Here is an 18,361-nt window from a genome sequence, read left to right on the forward strand (position 1 = left end):
CCAGTTTTCCACACATAATACAGCCGGGAAGCGAAATGCGCCGGCAGCTCCCGCTGCAGCGAGCCCAGTCCGGCAAAAAAAGCAGGCGTCGACTACGATCCGGTGCGTGGCCATATGATCTTTGTGCATGCTGTTTTTAAAATGCGTGATAATGATGTTCGGCCGCACCCGGCGGATCACGTCGCAAACCCGGTAGCGCATCTCCTCGCTGTCGGCCAGCTCGCCGTCCGGGATGTCGAAAACGATCGCTTCGCCGCCGAGCATTTCCGCAAATTCGGCCGCCTCCCGCACCTTCTGCTCGCGGTATTCCGCCATATCCCGCCCGACCGGCCCCCCGTTCCCCGCCGTCAGCTCTTCCACAAGCCCATGGCCCTCATGACGCGGATGTACCCCGATTCCGGCGAAAAAGCCCCGCCCGCTCTCCTCCCGGAGCACCGGCACGGCAAAACCGGCGGCTTTCCCTTCACATGCCGCGACCACCAGCGGTGCGCCGCTGGCGGCATACTCCGGAATTTGCCGTCTCCACAGCGGGTTGTCGAAGCCGTCCAACATTTCCGCCAGCCCCTCATGCCTGCCCGGATCGTACATCTCTACCCGGTAGCCCCCCGCCAAAGCCTTCCGCTTCCTGGCGCGGATATCGTCCGGGATCGCAAAGCCGGCAAGCGCCAGGTACATCCCGCATTGCCGCGCCCGCTCCGCGTACCCGTGCCGGAGCAGACAGCCGTGCAGCCTGCTGCCCGCGGGCACGCCGGCGCATTGTTGTGCTCGTGCTGCGGCGTCCCCGGAATGTACCACGGCAGCGGCATCGGATTAAAAAACAGGACATCGGCCTGTTTTTTGCCCAAGGCCTGAAAACGCCGCTCCAGCGTATCCAGCTACTTCCGGTAATGCGCCTCGGTTTGATGATCTTCCGCCAGCACGATGCAGGTAATATACCCCGCCGCCTCGCCCAAAGGGAGATCATCTCCCGTACAGCCGCAGGCAAAGCCCCGAACCCGGCCGGAATCGTCCAGCAAAAGCCGGACCGTTTCCCGGTCAAAATACGGGTTTGACGTAAAAACGCGGTCAAAGCTGCTCTTCGTCAGCTCCTTGTAACCGTCCTTAACCGCTTCCCGGTTCCACAGATCAATCACCTCGGAACGATAGCGGTCTTCCCATGTCACCACCACGAAATCCGCACCTCCGGCCGGCCAGATTTTGTTTCGGTTTTGTTTCGGGGAGGCGCTCCCTCTCACCGCCCGCAACTGAACCTCCCTACCGACACAGAGCGTCTTCCCCTCCATCGATCAGCCTTTCACCGCCCCGACAGTAACGCCTTCCAGAAAGTATTTCTGCAAGCTAAAAAACAAAATGAACATCGGCACCGCGGATATGGCCGCTCCGGCCATCATCGGCGCAAAATACGTCGTGTTGGCGAAGCGGAAATTTTTGAGTCCCACCTGGATCGTCTGCATATCCATCGTATTCGTGACGAGAAACGGCCAGAAGAACGTGTTCCAGCTGTCCATAAAGGTCAGGATGGCCATCACCGCCATCACCGTTTTCGAAAGCGGCATTATGATTTTGGTGAAGATTTGCCATTGGTTGCAGCCCTCCACCTTGGCGCATTCCAGAATTTCGCCCGGAATCGAACTCATGAACTGCTTCGCCAGAAAAATGTTGTACACCGTGACCAGTCCCGGCAAAATCAAAGCGCTGTACGTATTTTCGATACGGAAAATGTTCACGATCAAAATATACAGCGGCACCTGGATCACCTGGTAAGGGATCATCATCGCGCACAGCAGGAGCGAAAACAGCAGCGCTCTGCCGCGGAAGCGGATTTTGGAGAAGGCGTATCCCGCCAGCGTGGCGAATGCGACGTTCGTGACCATGACGCTGGCCGCAACGATCAGCGAATTGAGCAGCCAGCGGTAGGAATGTTCGCTGTACTCGAAGAAAAACCTGTAGGAAGCGAGCGAAATTTTGGCCGGCCACAGCGAGTAGCTTAACGCTCCGGCTTCCACCGGATCGCCGAACGAAGAAATAATCATGAAATAGATCGGAAACAACGTGGCCAGCGCAAAGAGCAGAAGAACCAGCATCAGCAGCGTGTTTCGGACATGCTTTATAGATTTGTTGCCTGTATGGGTGCTGTACAACGCCATGATTTCATCCTCCTCCCGCGCTCTAGTACTCGACGTCGTTGCCCAGGAATTTAAACTGAATGAGGGAAATGCCGGCGATAATGACGGTCAGGATCAGCGATTGCGCCGCCGCTTCGCCGAATTCGAAATACTTGAACGCATTGTTGAAAATGAGCAGGCCCACCATCGTCGTGGCGTTGTCGGGCCCGCCGCCGGTCATCAGATACGCGTTCTGGAACACCTGGAACGACCCGATCACTCCCGTGACGAGCAAAAACAACGTCGTCGGTTTGAGGCAGGGGATCACGATATGCCACAGCTTCTGCAGGAAAGACGCCCCGTCCAGCTCGGCGGCTTCATAATAGCTGCCGTCAATGCCGAGCAGCGCCGCCAAATAAATGATGATGCTCGTGCCGTGACTGGACAGCCAGGCCATAAGCACAAGCGAAAACATCGCCGTGGCGCTGGACCCCAGCCAGTTCTGGTTGGCGATGCCGAACACGCCGAGCAGCCGGTTCAGAATCCCGGAAGGCATCGGATCGAAGATCCACAGCCAGACGACGGAAAGCGCTACGCCGGAGGCGACCGCCGGCAGATAATAGACCGCCTTGAACGCCGTCTGCAAACCTTTTTTCAACGGCAATATCATAATGGCTACGGCAAAGGAGAGGAATAAGGACACGGGTACCGTCAGCACCGTGTAGACGATCGTATTTTTAATCGACTGCCAAAACAACGAATCCCCGAAGGTGGCGGCATAATTGGCAAGCCCCGCAAAGCTGGAACCCAGCGGTTTGTACTCTTGAAAACTGATGATAAAGGCGCTGACGACCGGGTATGCGGTTAACATGGCGTAGACGGCCAGCGCCACGGCGATAAACGCATACGCCCAGGCCCCGTCCCCCTTCATCCTGAGTTTCTTCGCCGTTTTTGCAGGTTTAAGTTTAGCTGCCTGGGCCATAATGTCCGATCTCCTTTTCGCTCAGTATGTAAATGGATCGGATAGCCGATTGATCCGCTCACCCGGCTATCCGCAGCGAGGCTAATCGATGGCAACCCCGTCTTCGCCAAACGTTTTGACCGCTTCGTTCTTGACGGCCTCGTGCATCTCCTCCGGGGTAATCTCGCCGGCCAACAAAGCCTGCAGTTTCGGAACGATCACGGCGTCCTCGATTTTGATGGCCCCAGCGCCCAGCTCGACCGGAATATCCGGGCGGGCCGGCGCGGCATGCAACAGCAGCGTTTGCACGGCCGCTTCATTGTCCGGATTACGGTCGATCGTCATGCTTTTGGCCGCCTCTCTGGCGCTCTTGGTAATATGCGCGGCGAACAGATCGTTGTTCGTGGTGGCCGCCACTTTCCCGCTGGCAAGGAAATAAGCCGCTTTAACGACGTTCGCTTTATGTTCCGGGGTCGGCTCCTTTTTGCCGCGGAAGGTGACGTAGCCGTCGACGACCGTGCTGGATACCGCTTCTTCGCCGAGGAAGCTCGGCACCGGAAGCACGATATAATCCACCGGAATGCTGCCGGCGACCGCGCTGCCGTCGTTCGCTTTGAGCTTCTCGTTGTTTTGCTTCGCCGAGTTTTCGAACGTGGCCAGCCCTTTGCCGGTGATCATCGTCTGCCCGGTCAGGAACATATTCCAGCGTTTGCCGGCGTCAACGGAACTCAGTTCTTTCGGCATCGAACCGTCATCGATCATCTGCCGGATCGCCTTCAGCACTTCCAGGAAGTTTTTGCTCGTGTAAGCGTATTTCAAGTCTTCCGTAAAGGCGCTCTTCATCCCGGCGTTTTTGACCAAAATGCTGAGGTAATCCTTCCCGGTGACGCCGGCGGTCGCGAACACGAAGCCGTAGCGTTTCGCCGCGCCGCCTTCCTTGACGGTTCCTTTTTTGATCGCTTCGCGGAACTCGTCGTACGTCCAGCCGTTTTGCTGCACGTTTTTCCAGTCGATGCCGGCCTCCTCAAGAAACTGCCTGTTGCCGCCGAGCGCGTGCACTTCCATATAGGCGGGGAACCCGTAAAGTCCCTCGCCCTTTTTCATATATTCGAGCGGCACGGGATCATAATCGTCGATCATGTCCTGAGTAACCGTATCCGTAATGTCCATCAGCATCTCCTGCTGTACGTATTTGGAGATCCCGTCGGAACCGATAAAAGCGATGTCCGGGGGACTGCCGGCATTGACCTGCGTATCAAGCTTTTGCGTCATGTCTTCCCAACTGGCCGGTTCAATTTTTAAGGTCAAATTCGGATACAGAGCATTGAAATCTTTTTCCATTTGCGCAAAATTGCTTTGAAAATTGCCGGAAACCGGCGGAAGGAGCGCAGTGATCGTATCCTTCGCTTCCGCAGCCGTCCCGTTCCCCGAATTGCCGGAACTTTCGGAGCCGCTTCCGCTACCTGAGCCGCCGCCGTTACCGCATGCGGTTAATGCCGGCAACGACAGCGCTAAAGCCAATACGGACGCCAGCAGATGCTTTTTTCTCATCGAAAATCCTCCCCTGGGATATCGCGCTAACTCATTTGTGCGCGGATGGCCAATTTCAGATGGCCCTCGCTTTTCTTTTAAGCGCTTGCACGGATTGTTCCGCCAATCATTTTCGTGTTAGGATTTATCCCCTCCATTGTTATTTTCGCGAAATATTTTTCCATGGCGCTTCATTCTCCTCGCAGTTGGTTTCGAGATGCCCGTTTCTTGTGTCCTATATTAAGGCGGAAAATGTGACACCGTCAATAGAATTTGAAATAAAATTTCACTGTGTAATATTTTTTTGTTTTTTTACTCCTATAACCTAACAAAAAAAGACAACTTCACGTAAGGAAACCTCAAGTAAAGTCGTCTTTTAGCAATTCGTGTTGCGGGTCATGTTGCGGGCCCTGCGATTATCTGCGGTGCTTGCCGGCCAAAACGTTATGCGTCTTGGTCAGATATTTCTTGACGATGGCATAGTCCGCGCTGGCTACACCGGCGAACAGCATATCAATGACCGTCAGCATGGCGATTCTCGAGCCCATGGCCCCGCTGCGAATCGTCACCTCCGGCGTGGAGATGCCGAGCAGGATGTCGGCTTTGTCCGCGAGCTCGCTTTTATTGTATTTGGTAATGGCGATCGTTGTCGCTTGGTTCTTGCGGGCGATCTCCAGCGTCTCCAAAATCTCCGCCGTATTGCCCGAATTGGAGACGAAGATGGCGGCATCCCCCCTACCGAGCAGCGTAGCGGCCATCAGCTGGCTGTGCCCGTCGGTATAGGAGTGGCACATTTTGTTGATGCGCGAAAATTTCTGCTCCCCGTCCCGGCATACCAGGCCGGAAGCGCCGATGCCGAAAAACACGATGCGTTCGCTCTCCCGGAGCGCCTGAACGGCTCTGGCAACCTCGCCGCGGTCGAGCACGCTTAACGTATCTTCAATCGACTTCATATTGTTGCGCGAAATGTTGGCGATGATCGTGAAGAGATCGTCCCCCGGCTGAATGTCCGTATATTGATCCTTCTCTTCGTCGTCCATCGAGCCCAGCGCCGCGGAAATGCTGACGATAAAGCTGCGATACCCGTTGTAGCCCATCGTTTTGCAAAAACGGAGCACCGAAGCGTCGCTGGTCTTGCTGAGCTTGGCCAGACTTTTGATCGAGAGATGGGGAATTTCCTCCAAATTGGCCATGATGTATTCGGCCACCATGCGTTCCACCGGGGTCAGATGCTCCTTCATATCCCTGATCTTAATTAGAATATTGTCGTTGATCGCCATGAAAATACCTACTTGTTCTGATTTTTATAGCAAAACTCGCAATCATATATTAAGCGTAAACAACCCAAATTACAAGCTGAAAAAATATAAAATTCTGGAAATCCCCCTGTTTTGCTTCAGCTTTATCCCGGCAATTCAAACCGGATCTCTACGGGAGCAGTGGCGGATGCAGCTTGCGGCGTCCTTTCCGCTATTCCCAGCTCCAGCACCGCCGCAATCCGCTCCTGCGCCTTGACGCCAAAGCTCCGGCACCGCTCCAGATCGTAGATCCACTCGGGCCTGGTTCGGCGTACGCCCCAATTTTTTGCTTTGGCCAGCAGTTGAAAGTTCTGCACCAGACAGCACGCCGCGGCAAAATCCTCTTCCCGTTTGTGCGGGTCCGACTCTTCTTTCACCACGACGAGCAGGCGGGCCGGCATTGTGCGCGGAACGACCGTTTGTGCATGGGCCTCATTCATACCGCCGGTCGCAAAAATAAACCGCCAAGGCTCTCTTAACCGGTCATTCGGCGCCCAAACGGCATCGTTCAGCAATTCCAGTACGTTTTGTTCGGAAATCGGGGGTTGCAGCCCCCTCTCATGAGGCGCGCCGCCAAGAAGGGCAGTCCACTTCTGCTCCGCCGGCGTTCTTTTCCGGGCTCTTGGAGCCTTATCGAAATAACCCATATGTAAAATGCCTGCGAATCTTTCCCCTTCCCGCAACCCTATTTCCTTAAAAAACAGTTCGCTTTGAAATAGCGGGTCCGTATCCCATAACATGCCCAAACCGCGCTCCCAGCCCAGCAATTGAAAGTTTTGCATGACGCCGCAGGCGGCCGCGAAATTTTCGTCGCTTTCCCGCTCATCGGCTCCGGATTCCGCCATTACGATCAGGTGCCCCGGGATATCCGCCACCCTCCTGCTCAGGATATCCAGCATTTTGGAAGGAATCAGCTTGCCGAACCTGCTCTCTTTCGCCTTGGCCAGCATGGTCTCCGCCAAATGCCGGCGCGACTCCGGCGTTCCGATGTAAATGCAGCGCCACCGCGGAGCTCCATCGGTTTCATACAGACCCGCTGCCTGGTTTAATAGGGACTCCACAAGTTCCCGGGATACCGGAGAAACATTGAAATTCCGGATCGTTCTGCGCTCCCGGATCGTTTTCGAAGAAATCATAGTCGTACCCCTTTCGTTTTTTGTTTACTAATTAACAAAATATTTAAAATAAACTTAAGAAACCGTCTAAAACCTGGATTATTTCTTGATATGGTCTGGTAAAAAAATATTATTTCCTCATAAACTAAAATATCACAATTTTCTTGGTTCGGCAAAAATAGAGATCGGATGGCCTGCCGGACAGCCGGCGGTTAGCCGTCCCTTTGCCTCGGAAGACGCGCATAATCCCGGCGATCCCCGCTAACACTACTAACGGTTTTTTTATCAAAATGAATGGTGAATAAAAACGATGAAAAATAAAACATTGTTCATCCGGGCGGCAATTTTAACGTGGCTGCTTGGATTTACGGGAGCTTGCCATGCCGGGCCCGCCGGGGCCGATCCCGCGCTTCCCATCATCAAGGAGGAGGGGATCTATTCGCTCGAGATATATCCCCGGGAGCATCGGTTAATCGTCAAAATCCAAGGCCACAAATATAAAACTTACCCCGTTGCTGTAGGTAATCCGTCTACCCCGACGCCTGTCGGCGAATACCTGGTGACGTATAAAGGCAAAAATTGGGGTCCGGCATTCGGCCCGAGGTGGCTCGGGCTTAACGTTCCTTGGGGATACTACGGAATCCATGGCACGAACCGACCCGACTCCATCGGCCGCCACCTCAGCCACGGCTGTATCCGGATGCGCAATAGAGACGTGCTCGAGCTTTACGATCTAGTCCCGGTCGGGACCAAGGTTACCATATACGGCCATCTTCTCGGAGATATCTCGGAAAATCCGCGGGATTTGGCGGAAAGCGACGTGGGGGGAGACGTGCAGTTGATTCAATCCCGCTTGAAAAGCGCCGGCTATTTCCAAGGGGTGTGCAACGGCCGGTTTCGCGCCGATACAACGGCGGCCTTGAAACGGTTCCAGCGGGATCATCGCTTGATACAAAACGGCGTTGTTTCCAGGAAGGTTTACGAAGCTTTGGGGCTGTGGGAATAATGGGGACAAGTGTGAAAAAAGGCCGCCGCTGGCAATTCAGGGCGGCCTTTGCAATTATGTTTTGTTAAATAAAGACCTGCTCCAGCTCGATCTTCCGTTCTTTCGATAAATCGCGGAAACGCTCCTCATCGATCCGGACCAGCGGCTTGAAAATATCCGCCGGATTGTTCCATACGATCGTGACCGTTTCCCCGTTGCTCAGCCGGGCTTTCTTGCCGATGAAATTAGGAAGCAGATGGCGGGTCAACGCCTGCACCGCTTTTTCGTTCAGCTTGCCGAAACCAAGCTCGTAAGTTTTGCGCAGCACGGTCAGAAGATCTTGCCGCGAATAGCTTCCGTTCGGCTCCGTCATCCCGACGAACACGTCGGCCACGGCGACGATTTCCGCGTACGGATGAATTTCCGCTTTGCCAAGGCCTTGCGGATAACCCGAGCCGTCTTCCCGCTCATGATGCTGAAGCGCCACCAAAGCCGTCTTCTCTTCGCCCGTCGAATTCAGGATAATTTCATAGCCGTAGGACGTGTGGCGCTGCAATTCCTCCAGCTCTTCACCCTCCAGTTCGTGCTCGCGGTTGCGGAGCGACTGCCTGATCCGGCTTTTGCCGATATCGTGCAAATACCCCGCTTTGCTGATCTCGTGGCATTCTTCGGCGGAATAACCGAGCCAGGTTGCTATGTAATAGGATAATAGCCCCACCTGTAAAGAGTGGTTATAGACATTGACATCGTCTTCGGCAAAAGCGATAAGCAGCGAAACGACATCTTTATTGCGGTCAAGCACCTCGAGCATCGGCTCCAAGTGCTGATCGACAAGCGATTGGTTGAACTTGCCCGTCGTCAGCGCCTCCAGGAATATCGATTGGAAGCCTTTCAGCGTAAAATCGAAATTGTCCCTGATCCGCTCGGACTCGGACGCTTCGTTGTCCCGCAGCTCGATATCGACATAGTCGATGCTTTGGCGGATCAGAAGCGCGATTTCCTCGGTGCGAATGCTCGTTCCTTTGGGAAGAACATGCAGTCCGGCCCGGTTAAACACATCCGTTCTGAGCCGGTCTCCTTCCAGAAGCTCCATAACGTGGATTCTCAATTTTTTCCCTCCTTTCCCCGCTCATGAAACGCCGAGTATTTAAACTCAATTAACTTTAATATCGTTCGTGATTAACGTTTCATAAATAGTGCTTTAGGAGGGATTTATAAGAAGATGCCGCTACGGCCGTTGCTTTTTCCAGGGGGGATCCCCGTAGCGGTGAAACGCCCGGTTGACGACATAAACTCCCCAGGGAATCGCGGCCGAAAGAGCTGCGCTGACCCATACATGGACAGACGGCAAACGGTCCAGCACAAAGTGTTGCATGTTCATTTCCCCTTCTCTATTTCGTCTCGATCGTCGAACCAAAAATCCGCACTTTGACCCGTGCTTCCAGCTCGATATCGGCCTGTGAAAAGTAATCCCCCCCCCGGTCCCAATCGTTTTGGAACTTTTTCCACGCCGCGGGATACTCCCGCTTTAAATAGGTCCCAAGACCGATGACGTAGGACTTATATTCGAGCTGGACTTTTTCCCGCGTTCCCTTCATCATGGCGGTCAACCGCTCGGCTGCTTTCCCTTCGATCCCGGCATGCTGGGCCGGGTTCATTAAAGCAAGCCGTTCCCTGCGTCTCCTCGGCATTCCCTTCCATATTGACCTGAATTCTGAAGCGAATATGCTCCGGGTTGGGGACGTCCGCATAAATTCGGCGCCGGGAGCCCTTGATTTCATAAGCCGCGTAATCATTGCGATGCACAGAATGGCGGACTGATCCTCACATCTCTAGTTGACTGAAAATATGTTTGTTACCCTTTATTGCCATGTTGCTCCGAAATTAATCCCTCAAAAAGCGCCGCGGGACTCGCACGGTCAGAATATTTTTCCTTTCTCAAGCAAATCTTAATAGGCAAAATCGGGCTTTAGGAAGGAGGAAACGTCCATGCCGTTTTGGAGAAAATTCCTGCGCACGCTTCACGCCGGGAACGGCAAATCCGCCGGAAATTCGAGGACGGAGCAAAGCCCGCCTGAGGCAAAGGGGATGGCTTCATCCCGCAGTCTTGCGGTCCGGCTCGCCTGGCTTAAGGAAGAGCTGAAAGACTGCTCGGATATTATTTACCGCGAGTTCGTGATCAGCACCGGCCAACGCTGCGCGCTCATCTACGTCCGCGGCATGATCGCCCAGGACACGGCGCAGCACTACATTGTCAGAAGCCTGCAGCGGGAATCCGCGCAATTGAAAGACAGGAACATCTATCAATTCCTGTTCGAGGACGAAGGCCTCACCGTTTCCCAAACCAGTGTGATCCATGACCTGAACCAAGGCATAAATGCGGTAATGGACGCCGGGGCTTTGCTTTTGATCGATGGAGACGCGCGGATGCTGACCTTCTCCATTTCGTCATATCCGACCCGCGCTATTGAGGAGACGCCCAATGAATCGGTCATCCGCGGACCAAGGGAAGCATTCATTGAGGATCTGGAGAAAAATCTGACTTTGCTGCGCAGACGGATCAAACACAAAAATTTCAAAACGCAGGCCGTCACTACGGGGCGGTACACGCAAACCGATATCGTGCTTGCTTATGTTGAAGGTTTATGCAAACCCGAATTGGTCAAAGAAGTGCAGCGGCGCCTGTCGTATCTCAAAATGGACGGCGTGATGAGCTCTTCCTATGTGGAGGAGTGCATTGAAGACAATCCTTATTCTCCCTTCCCGCAAGTGCAATACACGGAGAGGCCCGACGTCGTCAGCGCCGCGCTGCTCGAAGGCCGGATCGCGATTCTTGTAAACGGGTCGCCCATGGTGCTGATGGCCCCGGTCACGTTCCCGATGCTGCTGCAATCGGCCGAAGACTATTACCAACGGTATGTGGCGGCCAACTGGATACGCTGGATCCGTTATTTTTTCGTACTCGTGTCTTTGCTGCTTCCGTCGCTTTATATTGCCATTACGACGTTCCATCCGGAGATGATCCCGGCCCAGCTGTTGATTGCCGTCGCCTCCTCCCGGGAAATCGTCCCCTTCCCGGCGCTGCTCGAAGCTTTTGCCATGGAGCTGGCCTTTGAAGCGCTGCGCGAGGCTTCAATCCGGATCCCGAAATCGATCGGGCAAGCCGTATCCATCATCGGGGCGCTGATCATCGGCACCGCCGCCGTGCAAGCAGGCATCGCCTCCGCGGCCATGGTCATTATCGTATCTCTTACCGGCATCGCTTCCTTCATCATTCCGCACTTTGATCTGGGGCTCGCTTTCCGGCTGCTAAGGTTCCCCATCATGATCCTGGCTTCGTTGTTCGGGCTCTACGGCATCGCTTGCGGAATGATCCTGATCTATATCCATTTGGTGAACCTGCGGTCCTTCGGCGTTCCTTACATGTCGTCCATCGCACCGCTGGTGACCGAAGATCTGGGCGATACGCTCCTCAGGGTGCCCTGGTGGAGAATGTACAAGCGGCCTGTTCAAATCGCGGAGCAAGAAACCCGGCAAAAAAACAATGCCCGCGGCTGGGAAAAGGAAAAAAGTGAACTGGAGTGACAAACATGCGCAGAGCAATATGCACCGCCGCGCTGGCGGTCCTTCTTTTTACAGGCGTTGGCGGCTGTTGGTCTTCCCAGGAGCTGAACAATCGCGCGTTTGCGAATGCCGTTCTCATCGATTTGACCGAAGACGGAGAAATCGAACTGTCCATCGGGTTTCCGCTGCCCAACCGCATGATCCCGGCGCAAGCCGGCGGCTCGGGACAACCCCAAGGCAGTCCGTACACTTTTGTCACCAAACGGGCAAGCAATATCAGCCAAGCTTTGCGGTTGATTCAGGTCGATCTTTCGAGAAATATTTCCTTCGGTCAAACGCGTTCCATCATCGTCGGCAGGAGACTAGCGGAGCAAGGACTCGACAGGGTCGTGGAGTTCGTTTTCCGCCAGCCCTCCTTTCGCCTGAGCGCCAACCTGTTCGTAACGCCCAATAAAGTAACGGAGATTACCAGAATTCCGTTGGCGTTTGAAAGAGTCATCGGCGATATATTGCGAAAATACATCAACAACCACTTCACTTTGGATACGACGGTCAAGGACTATAAGCTCGCTTTGTACCAGGGCGGCGACATTCTTATTCCTTTGCTGACTTTCGGGCAGCAGCCCGAGATCGCCGTGGAGGATCCTAAAAAAGACCGCTGGATGGGTACGGGGGGCGCAGCGATTTTCAGCGGCGGAAAAATGGCAAAAACGGTGCTTTCCGTAAAAGATTTAAGAGGCGCCCTTTGGATCAGCTCACAGCTCAGTACGACCACCATCACCATCGCTTCCCCAAGCGACGGCAAAGAAATCAGCTGCTTCATCGAAGGGATCAAAACAAGCATCAAGCCCAACGTCAAAAACGGGAAAGTCGCTTTTCAAATTACAAGCAGCGCGAAAGCTTTCGTGCAGACCTCCTTGTCGGAAATCGATTTGAAGGACCCGGCCGTTATTCAGCAGTTGGAAAACATTTTACAAAAAGATGTGGAAGAACGCTTGAAAAAGGTGCTCGACAAAACGCGTAAAGCCCGTTCCGATGCGTTTCTGTTTAGCCAATATCTCGATTGGAGATACCCGAAAATATGGAAAAGCATGCGGCCGCAGTGGAAACATTACTATGCGGAAGAACTGCCTATCGAGGTTAAAGTCAAAATCCTGCTGAACCGCACCGGCGGCGTTTACCGTTCGGTGGTTCAAGAAACCCATATATAGCGAGGAAAGCGCCTGATGATCTGGATCGGAACGATGTATTTGCTGATTATGCTGTTCGGTTGGCTTGCGCAGCGCAGACGGGCAGGGTTTAAAACCCGCCTGCTCGTGCTGCTCGTATCGCTCTGTTTTTTCGCTTGCGCGGAAGTGCTGTTCCTGCTGAAAGAACGTTGGAATGTACCGATGTTTATTCAATATGTCAGGGAATCCATCCAAAACTGGATGTTCGGATAATTGCGACAGGAGGCCAGAATCATGCCGAAAAACATAACCTCTTCCCAAATTTTTTCGCTCTATAATTTACAGATTTTCACCACCGTTATCGCTTTTATCATCGGGATCATGATCGCGGGCAGCAAGTATTCCACCCCCGTTGCCGCGTTGGTTGGAGGCCTTCTGGCTCTGGTGCTGGTATACCCCGCCTATAAGGTGGGAGCTTCGCGTCCCGGCGAGTTCCTCGTACAATACGGAAGCGAGCTTGTCGGCCAGCCTTTGCATCTCTGTTTTATGCTTTACATCCTGGTGATCCATATTTTTCTCGCCGCGCTCAATTTAAGGCAACTATCCGACTATTTGCTTTCCGAGTATTTGATCGACACCCCCGGTTGGGCCGTTGTCGGGATCTTCTGCATTTGCGTCGCATACGCCGTGCACTGCGGATTGTATACGATTTTCCTTGCGGCCGAAGGAATATTCCTCGTCACCGCGCTGGCCTTCCTGTCCATCCCGCTGATCGGATTTCAGGAAATGGAGGTGGACATGTTTATCGCCCTGGTGACCCATTTGACGTTGAAGGATTTGTGGGACGGCGTCTATGAAACCATGTCCATTTTCGGCGAGCTGGCCTTCCTGTTTTTGCTGTTCCCTTATTTGAAAAAACCGAGAAAAGTTTACCGGACCTATTTTTTCATCACCTGTACATCACTGGCGATCATCATTACGCATATTATCCCGGTTCTCCTTACCTTCGGCCCGAATCTGGGGGCCAACCTGATGTACCCCGATATGGAACTGGTGCGCTTCATTCGGGTCGGGTCTTTCGTCGACACGATGGACCCGATTCTGATCATACTTTGGCTGACGAGCATTTTCGTTAAAATTTCGTTTATTGTGTTTACGGCGGTAACCTGCCTGTCGCAGCTGACCCGGGTAAATGACCATAAGCCCTTTACGCTGCCCGTGATCGCCTTCATTGCGGTGTTCTCCATATGCATCGCCAGGACCCCGCCCGAGTTATACCGATTTCTGTCCACCGACTGGCCCGCGCTGATGATCTTCGCCGAATTTCTGATTCCGTCGGTTTATTGGCTGGCGGGCATCGCGCGCGGGTCGCTCAAGAAAGCAAAACCCGAAAGCCGTTAACCCGGCTTTTATTTTCTCGACAACCAGGCCCGCTCCTGATTCCAGCTCAAGCTGACCGGAATTTCGAAAAAATCGGACAACAGCGGTTCGGTCAGCACCTCACGGCTGTTGCCTTGCTTAAACACTTCGCCCCGCCGCAGCAGCAAGGTTTTGCTGAAAATCGGCAAAATTTCCTCCGTATGGTGCGTCACATACAGCATGTGCGGCGCCTGCGGTTCGGCGGCCAATTGCGCGATGCTCTCCAGCAGTCCTTCCTTGGAAATAAAGTCGAGTCCGTTCGCCGCTTCATCCAAAATCAGCAGCTTGGGCGAAGCCATCAGCGCCCGGGCGATGAGCAGCTTTTGCTGCTCGCCTTGGGAGCAGGTCTGGTAGGCGCGGCCCTGCAGATGGCGGCAGCGGAGCTGTTCCATCAATGCCGCAGCGCGGTCGTAATCCTCGGCTCCAGGCTTGTCGTACAGACCGATTGAGGCGTATTTGCCGCTGACGACCAGGTCCTCGGCTTTTTGTCCGCCGTGCAGCTTCTCCTGCAGCGAGGAGCTCACCCATCCGATCGATTTGCGCAGCTCTCTGAGGTCGACCTCGCCAAACCGGTGTCCCAAAACGCTGATCGTCCCGGACGACGGCCACAGGTAGCCGCTGATCATATTAAGCAGCGTCGTTTTTCCGGAACCGTTTAAGCCCAGCAGAGCCCAATGCTCGCCTTCCCCGATCGTCCAATCCACCCCGTTCAAAATCGTCTTCCCTTCCCGCTGCCAGGTCACTTGCTTCATTTCGATAATCGAGTTCATACATGAGTTCCTCCCGAGTAGGTTTACAGTACTCTCAAGCTACTCCGGCAGGGAAGGTTTGTCAAGCTCCGCGCCGGCGGACGGCTGCGGAATACGGATTCGCCAGCGTATGGAAATTCGGCATTAGTTCGTGCCTATTTTGCTGAAATCAGCTAGAATACTAGCGAAGGGAAGTGAGATACCATTTGACTCATACATTTACTTGGGACGATGTTGCGGCGCTGCAAAAAAACGTCGAGCAGCGGGACGGCATTTCTTTAAAGCTGAACTGGGACACCCTGCTTGCCGGCAAAGAAGACGACGGTGTGCACTTGGCCGGCTTCAGGGACGGGAAGCTCGTAGCTTTTCTCGGAAAATATTCATTTGGCGGCAGCCTGGAGATTTGCGGCATGGTACATCCGGATTACCGCCGGCAGGGGATTTTTACCGGTTTGCTGGAGCGGGCCCTGGATGCACCGACACGGCAAGCCCACGCGAAAATTTTGCTCAATGCCCCGGGCGATTCGCAAACCGGCAAGCGGTTCCTGGACAGTGTGCGCTGCCGCTTTGCGTTCAGCGAGTATCAAATGAAGCTGGAAGCCCCCGGATTTGCCGGGGAACACGCCGCTCGTACCAATGACTCCGATGTCGTCTCGGTCTCGCTTGCGTCGGCCGGAGAAGCCGGTAAAGCCGATGATGTCTTGATCTCGCTTGCCCCGGCCGGAGAAGGCGATAAAGCGATTTTACAGCAGCTCGATAGCGAAGGGTTCAAGATGGAGCCGGAAGAGGCCCGGCGCTTTTATGAGGAGATGTCCCCCGCGGAATTGGCCCAAAACGAGCTGATTTTACTAGGCGGAGAACCGGCCGGGAAAATCCGGGTTTCCCGCCATGAAGGGGAAGCGTGGATTTACGGGTTCGTCGTCGACGCAAGGCTGCGCGGCCAGGGCATCGGCAGCGCAGCCTTGCGCCACGTCATCAAGCGGGAACAGGCTGCCGGCTACGATGTTTGGCTTGAGGTCGCCTTGGATAACCCAAACGCCAAAAAGCTCTACGAAAACGTCGGCTTCCGCGTTCAGCGGTCCCAGGATTATTACGAATACGCGCGAGCGTAAATCGCTGAAGTCTGAAAAGCCGCCAAAGCAATTAGCTCTGGCGGCTTTTTGATGAGGTACTATGCCTGTCTGCCATTGTTTGCCGCTGTCTGCTGCTGTCTGCTGCTGTCTGTCACTGCCTGCCGCTGTCGCTGCTATCTGTCATTGCTGTCTGCCGGAAATAACGGTAAATTGTGGCGTTAATTTTGGATTTTTGCCCCACCCTCACAAAATAGCGGAATTTTTTATACCTATTTCTGCTAACAGGCAGGGAAATACACCTCTTTGCTCGCATTTTCCAAACATAGCGGTAAAAAATTCCTCTATTATAATAAACTTCTCTTTTTAGAGAAAATAAAGCCATTATTTACCGCTATTTCCGCGGCTTCCGCAAAAATGCAGGCGCGGCCTCCTGGCGAGGCCGCGCTTCATTTCGGCTCAGCCGCGCGAGACCGCCGAAGCCGAAGCCGAGGCATTGATCTCTCCGAACTGGGCCCGGTGCAACCGGCTGTAATGGCCGCCGGCGGCGATCAGCTCGTCATGGCGTCCCTGCTCCGAAATGCCCTCCTCCGTTACCACGACGATGCGGTCGGCATTTTTGATCGTCGCCAGCCGGTGCGCGATGACCAGCGTCGTACGGCCCGCCGACAGTTCGGCCAGCGACTGCTGGATCGCCAGCTCGGTTTCGGTGTCGAGCGCCGACGTCGCTTCGTCGAGGATCAGGATCGGCGGATTTTTCAGGAACATCCGGGCAATCGCGAGCCGCTGCTTTTGTCCGCCGGACAGCTTCACCCCGCGCTCGCCGATCACGGTGTCCATGCCCTCCGGCTGGCCTAGAATAAAATCCTCCAATTGGGCGCGCCGCGCCGCCTCCCAAATTTCCTCCTCGCTAGCCGTGAGCTTGCCGTAGGCGATATTTTCCCGTATCGTGCCGGAGAACAGGTACACTTCCTGCTGCACGATCCCGATATTGCGGCGCAGCGAGGCGAGGCTCAGGCCGCGGATATCCTTGCCGTCAACGGCGATCCTGCCTCCGTCCACTTCGTAGAAGCGCGGCAGCAGGCTGCAGAGCGTCGTTTTGCCCGCGCCCGACGGCCCGACGAAGGCTACCGTTTCCCCGGCCCGGATGGACAGACTGATGCCGTCCAGCACCTTATCCTTGCCTTCATAGGCGAAGGAGACGCGGTCGAATTCGATGTCGCCCTTCAGCTTTCCGGCATCCGCCGCATCCGGGGCATCCGCCACGTCGGGCGCGGTGTCCATAATCTCCACGTACCGTTTGAACCCGGCAATCCCTTTCGGATAACTTTCGATGATCGCGTTGATTTTTTCGATCGGCCGGATAAACACGTTGGCGAGCAGCAGAAATCCGACGAATTCGCCGTAGGACAGCTCTCCGCGGATGACGAACCAGGTGCCGCAGACCATTACGAACAAAGAAACGAGCCGCATCAGCATATAGTTGACCGACAAGCTGCCGGCCATGATCTTGTAAGCACGCAGTTTGGTCGCGCGATAAGCCTGGTTGTTTTCGTTGAACAGCGCCTTTTCGTGCTCTTCGTTGGCAAACGCCTGGACCACGCGGATGCCCCCGATATTCTCCTCCACCCGGGAGTTGAAATCGGCCAAGGCCGAAAACAACCCGCGATACGTTTTGGTCATTTTCCCGTTAAAATAAAGCGCGGCCCAGACGAGCACCGGCACAACCAGAAACGTAAGCACCGCCAGCTTCCAATTGATCGCCAGCATGAGCAGGAACGAGCCGACCAGCGTCATCCCGGCGATAAACAGGTCCTCCGGCCCGTGGTGGGCGACTTCCCCGATATTGTCCAAGTCGTTGGAAATGCGCGACATAAGGTGCCCGGTTTTATGGTTGTCGAAAAAGCGGAAGGACAGCTTTTGCAGGTGGTCGAACATTTTTTTGCGCATATTCGTTTCGATGTTGACCCCGAGCATATGCCCCCAATACGTCACGATATAGTTCAGCACCGTGTTGAGCACGTAGATCCCGAGCAGCGCCGCGGAAGCCCATACGATCAGAGACCAGTCCTTTCCCGGAAGCAGCTTGTCGACGAACTGGTTCACGGCGATCGGAAACCCCAGCTCCAGCAGCCCCGCCACGACCGCGCAGGTGAAATCCAGCAGGAACAGCTTTTTATATGGCTTGTAATACGAAAAAAAACGTCGCAGCATCTTTCTCTCTCCCCTATCAATACTGAATGAATTCAAGACATTCGGCACGGTTCGCCTAATCCGGGGGCACTTGGAAAAAAGAGTATCATAAATAGTCTATAAAATGAAGAAGTTTTCATTGACGCTGGCATGCGGACAGAAAAATAAGGTACAATAACTACCGAATCAACACGTAATAAGGA

General features: G+C 54.4%; 17 protein-coding genes and 1 pseudogene. 6 read left to right on the plus strand and 12 right to left on the minus strand.

Features of this window, described 5'->3' with window-relative positions; genetic code table 11:
* Window positions 1-93 precede the first annotated feature (93 nt).
* From NYE74_RS21735 to NYE74_RS21765, 7 genes and pseudogenes are all read right to left on the minus strand, one after another.
* A pseudogene (locus NYE74_RS21735) lies at window positions 94-675 on the minus strand (PIG-L deacetylase family protein); the annotation flags it as partial.
* Window positions 676-875: 200 nt separating this feature from the next.
* Complete coding sequence (locus NYE74_RS21740) at window positions 876-1,244, minus strand: hypothetical protein (RefSeq protein ID WP_170180020.1); 369 nt, start codon at window positions 1,242-1,244, stop codon at window positions 876-878.
* Between the two features lie 42 nt (window positions 1,245-1,286).
* Window positions 1,287-2,147: a carbohydrate ABC transporter permease gene (locus NYE74_RS21745; protein ID WP_036623691.1), complete on the minus strand. Its 861-nt coding sequence runs from the start codon at window positions 2,145-2,147 to the stop codon at window positions 1,287-1,289.
* Window positions 2,148-2,169: 22 nt separating this feature from the next.
* Window positions 2,170-3,087 carry a carbohydrate ABC transporter permease gene (locus NYE74_RS21750; protein WP_316560955.1) on the minus strand — a complete coding sequence of 306 codons (918 nt, stop codon included), beginning with the start codon at window positions 3,085-3,087 and terminating at the stop codon, window positions 2,170-2,172.
* Window positions 3,088-3,168: 81 nt separating this feature from the next.
* The gene (locus NYE74_RS21755; protein WP_124332938.1) at window positions 3,169-4,617 is read right to left on the minus strand and encodes an ABC transporter substrate-binding protein; all 1,449 of its coding nucleotides are present in this window, start codon (window positions 4,615-4,617) and stop codon (window positions 3,169-3,171) included.
* 395 nt (window positions 4,618-5,012) lie between these two features.
* On the minus strand, window positions 5,013-5,876 hold the full coding sequence (locus tag NYE74_RS21760) for a MurR/RpiR family transcriptional regulator (RefSeq protein ID WP_036623697.1): 864 nt from the start codon (window positions 5,874-5,876) through the stop codon (window positions 5,013-5,015).
* 122 nt (window positions 5,877-5,998) lie between these two features.
* A complete protein-coding gene (locus NYE74_RS21765) occupies window positions 5,999-7,030 on the minus strand; it encodes a nitroreductase family protein (RefSeq protein ID WP_036623699.1) in 1,032 nt (343 codons plus the stop codon).
* A 289-nt stretch (window positions 7,031-7,319) separates the two neighbouring features.
* Between NYE74_RS21765 and NYE74_RS21770 the strand changes: the two genes are divergently transcribed.
* Window positions 7,320-8,015 (plus strand): L,D-transpeptidase family protein, encoded by a 696-nt coding sequence (locus tag NYE74_RS21770; RefSeq protein WP_124332937.1) that lies wholly within the window; start codon window positions 7,320-7,322, stop codon window positions 8,013-8,015.
* A gap of 64 nt (window positions 8,016-8,079) precedes the next feature.
* Here NYE74_RS21770 and NYE74_RS21775 read toward each other — a convergent pair whose 3' ends face one another.
* The 3 genes from NYE74_RS21775 to NYE74_RS21785 all read right to left on the minus strand — a co-directional run bounded on the left by NYE74_RS21775 (window position 8,080) and on the right by NYE74_RS21785 (window position 9,685).
* Entirely contained in the window at window positions 8,080-9,102 is a 1,023-nt protein-coding gene (locus NYE74_RS21775; protein ID WP_036623701.1) for an HD-GYP domain-containing protein, read from the minus strand.
* A gap of 120 nt (window positions 9,103-9,222) precedes the next feature.
* Window positions 9,223-9,369 carry a hypothetical protein gene (locus NYE74_RS21780; protein ID WP_164815299.1) on the minus strand — a complete coding sequence of 49 codons (147 nt, stop codon included), beginning with the start codon at window positions 9,367-9,369 and terminating at the stop codon, window positions 9,223-9,225.
* 16 nt (window positions 9,370-9,385) lie between these two features.
* Window positions 9,386-9,685, minus strand: a complete 300-nt coding sequence (locus NYE74_RS21785) for a Ger(x)C family spore germination C-terminal domain-containing protein (RefSeq protein ID WP_164815298.1) — start codon at window positions 9,683-9,685, stop codon at window positions 9,386-9,388.
* 298 nt (window positions 9,686-9,983) lie between these two features.
* Between NYE74_RS21785 and NYE74_RS21790 the strand changes: the two genes are divergently transcribed.
* Genes NYE74_RS21790 through NYE74_RS21805 form a run of 4 tightly spaced genes read left to right on the plus strand, consistent with a single transcriptional unit; the run spans window position 9,984 to window position 14,128 of the window.
* A complete protein-coding gene (locus NYE74_RS21790) occupies window positions 9,984-11,579 on the plus strand; it encodes a spore germination protein (protein WP_036623705.1) in 1,596 nt (531 codons plus the stop codon).
* Between the two features lie 5 nt (window positions 11,580-11,584).
* Window positions 11,585-12,769, plus strand: coding sequence for a Ger(x)C family spore germination protein (locus NYE74_RS21795; RefSeq protein WP_036623707.1), 1,185 nt, complete (start codon window positions 11,585-11,587; stop codon window positions 12,767-12,769).
* Between the two features lie 15 nt (window positions 12,770-12,784).
* The gene (locus NYE74_RS21800) at window positions 12,785-13,000 is read left to right on the plus strand and encodes a hypothetical protein (protein ID WP_036623709.1); all 216 of its coding nucleotides are present in this window, start codon (window positions 12,785-12,787) and stop codon (window positions 12,998-13,000) included.
* 21 nt (window positions 13,001-13,021) lie between these two features.
* Entirely contained in the window at window positions 13,022-14,128 is a 1,107-nt protein-coding gene (locus NYE74_RS21805; protein WP_036623712.1) for a GerAB/ArcD/ProY family transporter, read from the plus strand.
* A gap of 8 nt (window positions 14,129-14,136) precedes the next feature.
* Here the strand turns inward: NYE74_RS21805 and NYE74_RS21810 are convergent, their stop codons facing one another.
* Window positions 14,137-14,916 (minus strand): ABC transporter ATP-binding protein, encoded by a 780-nt coding sequence (locus NYE74_RS21810; protein ID WP_036623713.1) that lies wholly within the window; start codon window positions 14,914-14,916, stop codon window positions 14,137-14,139.
* A gap of 185 nt (window positions 14,917-15,101) precedes the next feature.
* Between NYE74_RS21810 and NYE74_RS21815 the strand changes: the two genes are divergently transcribed.
* Window positions 15,102-16,007, plus strand: a complete 906-nt coding sequence (locus tag NYE74_RS21815; protein WP_036623714.1) for a GNAT family N-acetyltransferase — start codon at window positions 15,102-15,104, stop codon at window positions 16,005-16,007.
* A 417-nt stretch (window positions 16,008-16,424) separates the two neighbouring features.
* Here the strand turns inward: NYE74_RS21815 and NYE74_RS21820 are convergent, their stop codons facing one another.
* Entirely contained in the window at window positions 16,425-18,179 is a 1,755-nt protein-coding gene (locus NYE74_RS21820) for an ABC transporter ATP-binding protein (protein WP_124332935.1), read from the minus strand.
* Between the last annotated feature and the right edge of the window lie 182 nt (window positions 18,180-18,361).

This window comes from Paenibacillus sp. FSL P4-0127 (genome assembly GCF_038007325.1).
GTDB lineage: Bacteria > Bacillota > Bacilli > Paenibacillales > Paenibacillaceae > Fontibacillus > Fontibacillus macerans.

Excerpts from the sequence above, each read along its gene's own strand:
- NYE74_RS21785 (WP_164815298.1), bottom strand. The coding sequence starts at position 9,685 with ATGCCGAGGAGACGCAGGGAACGGCTTGCTTTAATGAACCCGGCCCAG.
- NYE74_RS21760 (WP_036623697.1), bottom strand. The coding sequence starts at position 5,876 with ATGGCGATCAACGACAATATTCTAATTAAGATCAGGGATATGAAGGAG.
- NYE74_RS21810 (WP_036623713.1), bottom strand. The coding sequence starts at position 14,916 with ATGAACTCGATTATCGAAATGAAGCAAGTGACCTGGCAGCGGGAAGGG.
- NYE74_RS21805 (WP_036623712.1), top strand. The coding sequence starts at position 13,022 with ATGCCGAAAAACATAACCTCTTCCCAAATTTTTTCGCTCTATAATTTA.
- NYE74_RS21755 (WP_124332938.1), bottom strand. The coding sequence starts at position 4,617 with ATGAGAAAAAAGCATCTGCTGGCGTCCGTATTGGCTTTAGCGCTGTCG.
- NYE74_RS21780 (WP_164815299.1), bottom strand. The coding sequence starts at position 9,369 with ATGCAACACTTTGTGCTGGACCGTTTGCCGTCTGTCCATGTATGGGTC.
- NYE74_RS21800 (WP_036623709.1), top strand. The coding sequence starts at position 12,785 with ATGATCTGGATCGGAACGATGTATTTGCTGATTATGCTGTTCGGTTGG.
- NYE74_RS21795 (WP_036623707.1), top strand. The coding sequence starts at position 11,585 with ATGCGCAGAGCAATATGCACCGCCGCGCTGGCGGTCCTTCTTTTTACA.
- NYE74_RS21790 (WP_036623705.1), top strand. The coding sequence starts at position 9,984 with ATGCCGTTTTGGAGAAAATTCCTGCGCACGCTTCACGCCGGGAACGGC.
- NYE74_RS21765 (WP_036623699.1), bottom strand. The coding sequence starts at position 7,030 with ATGATTTCTTCGAAAACGATCCGGGAGCGCAGAACGATCCGGAATTTC.
- NYE74_RS21750 (WP_316560955.1), bottom strand. The coding sequence starts at position 3,087 with ATGGCCCAGGCAGCTAAACTTAAACCTGCAAAAACGGCGAAGAAACTC.
- NYE74_RS21770 (WP_124332937.1), top strand. The coding sequence starts at position 7,320 with ATGAAAAATAAAACATTGTTCATCCGGGCGGCAATTTTAACGTGGCTG.
- NYE74_RS21820 (WP_124332935.1), bottom strand. The coding sequence starts at position 18,179 with ATGCTGCGACGTTTTTTTTCGTATTACAAGCCATATAAAAAGCTGTTC.
- NYE74_RS21745 (WP_036623691.1), bottom strand. The coding sequence starts at position 2,147 with ATGGCGTTGTACAGCACCCATACAGGCAACAAATCTATAAAGCATGTC.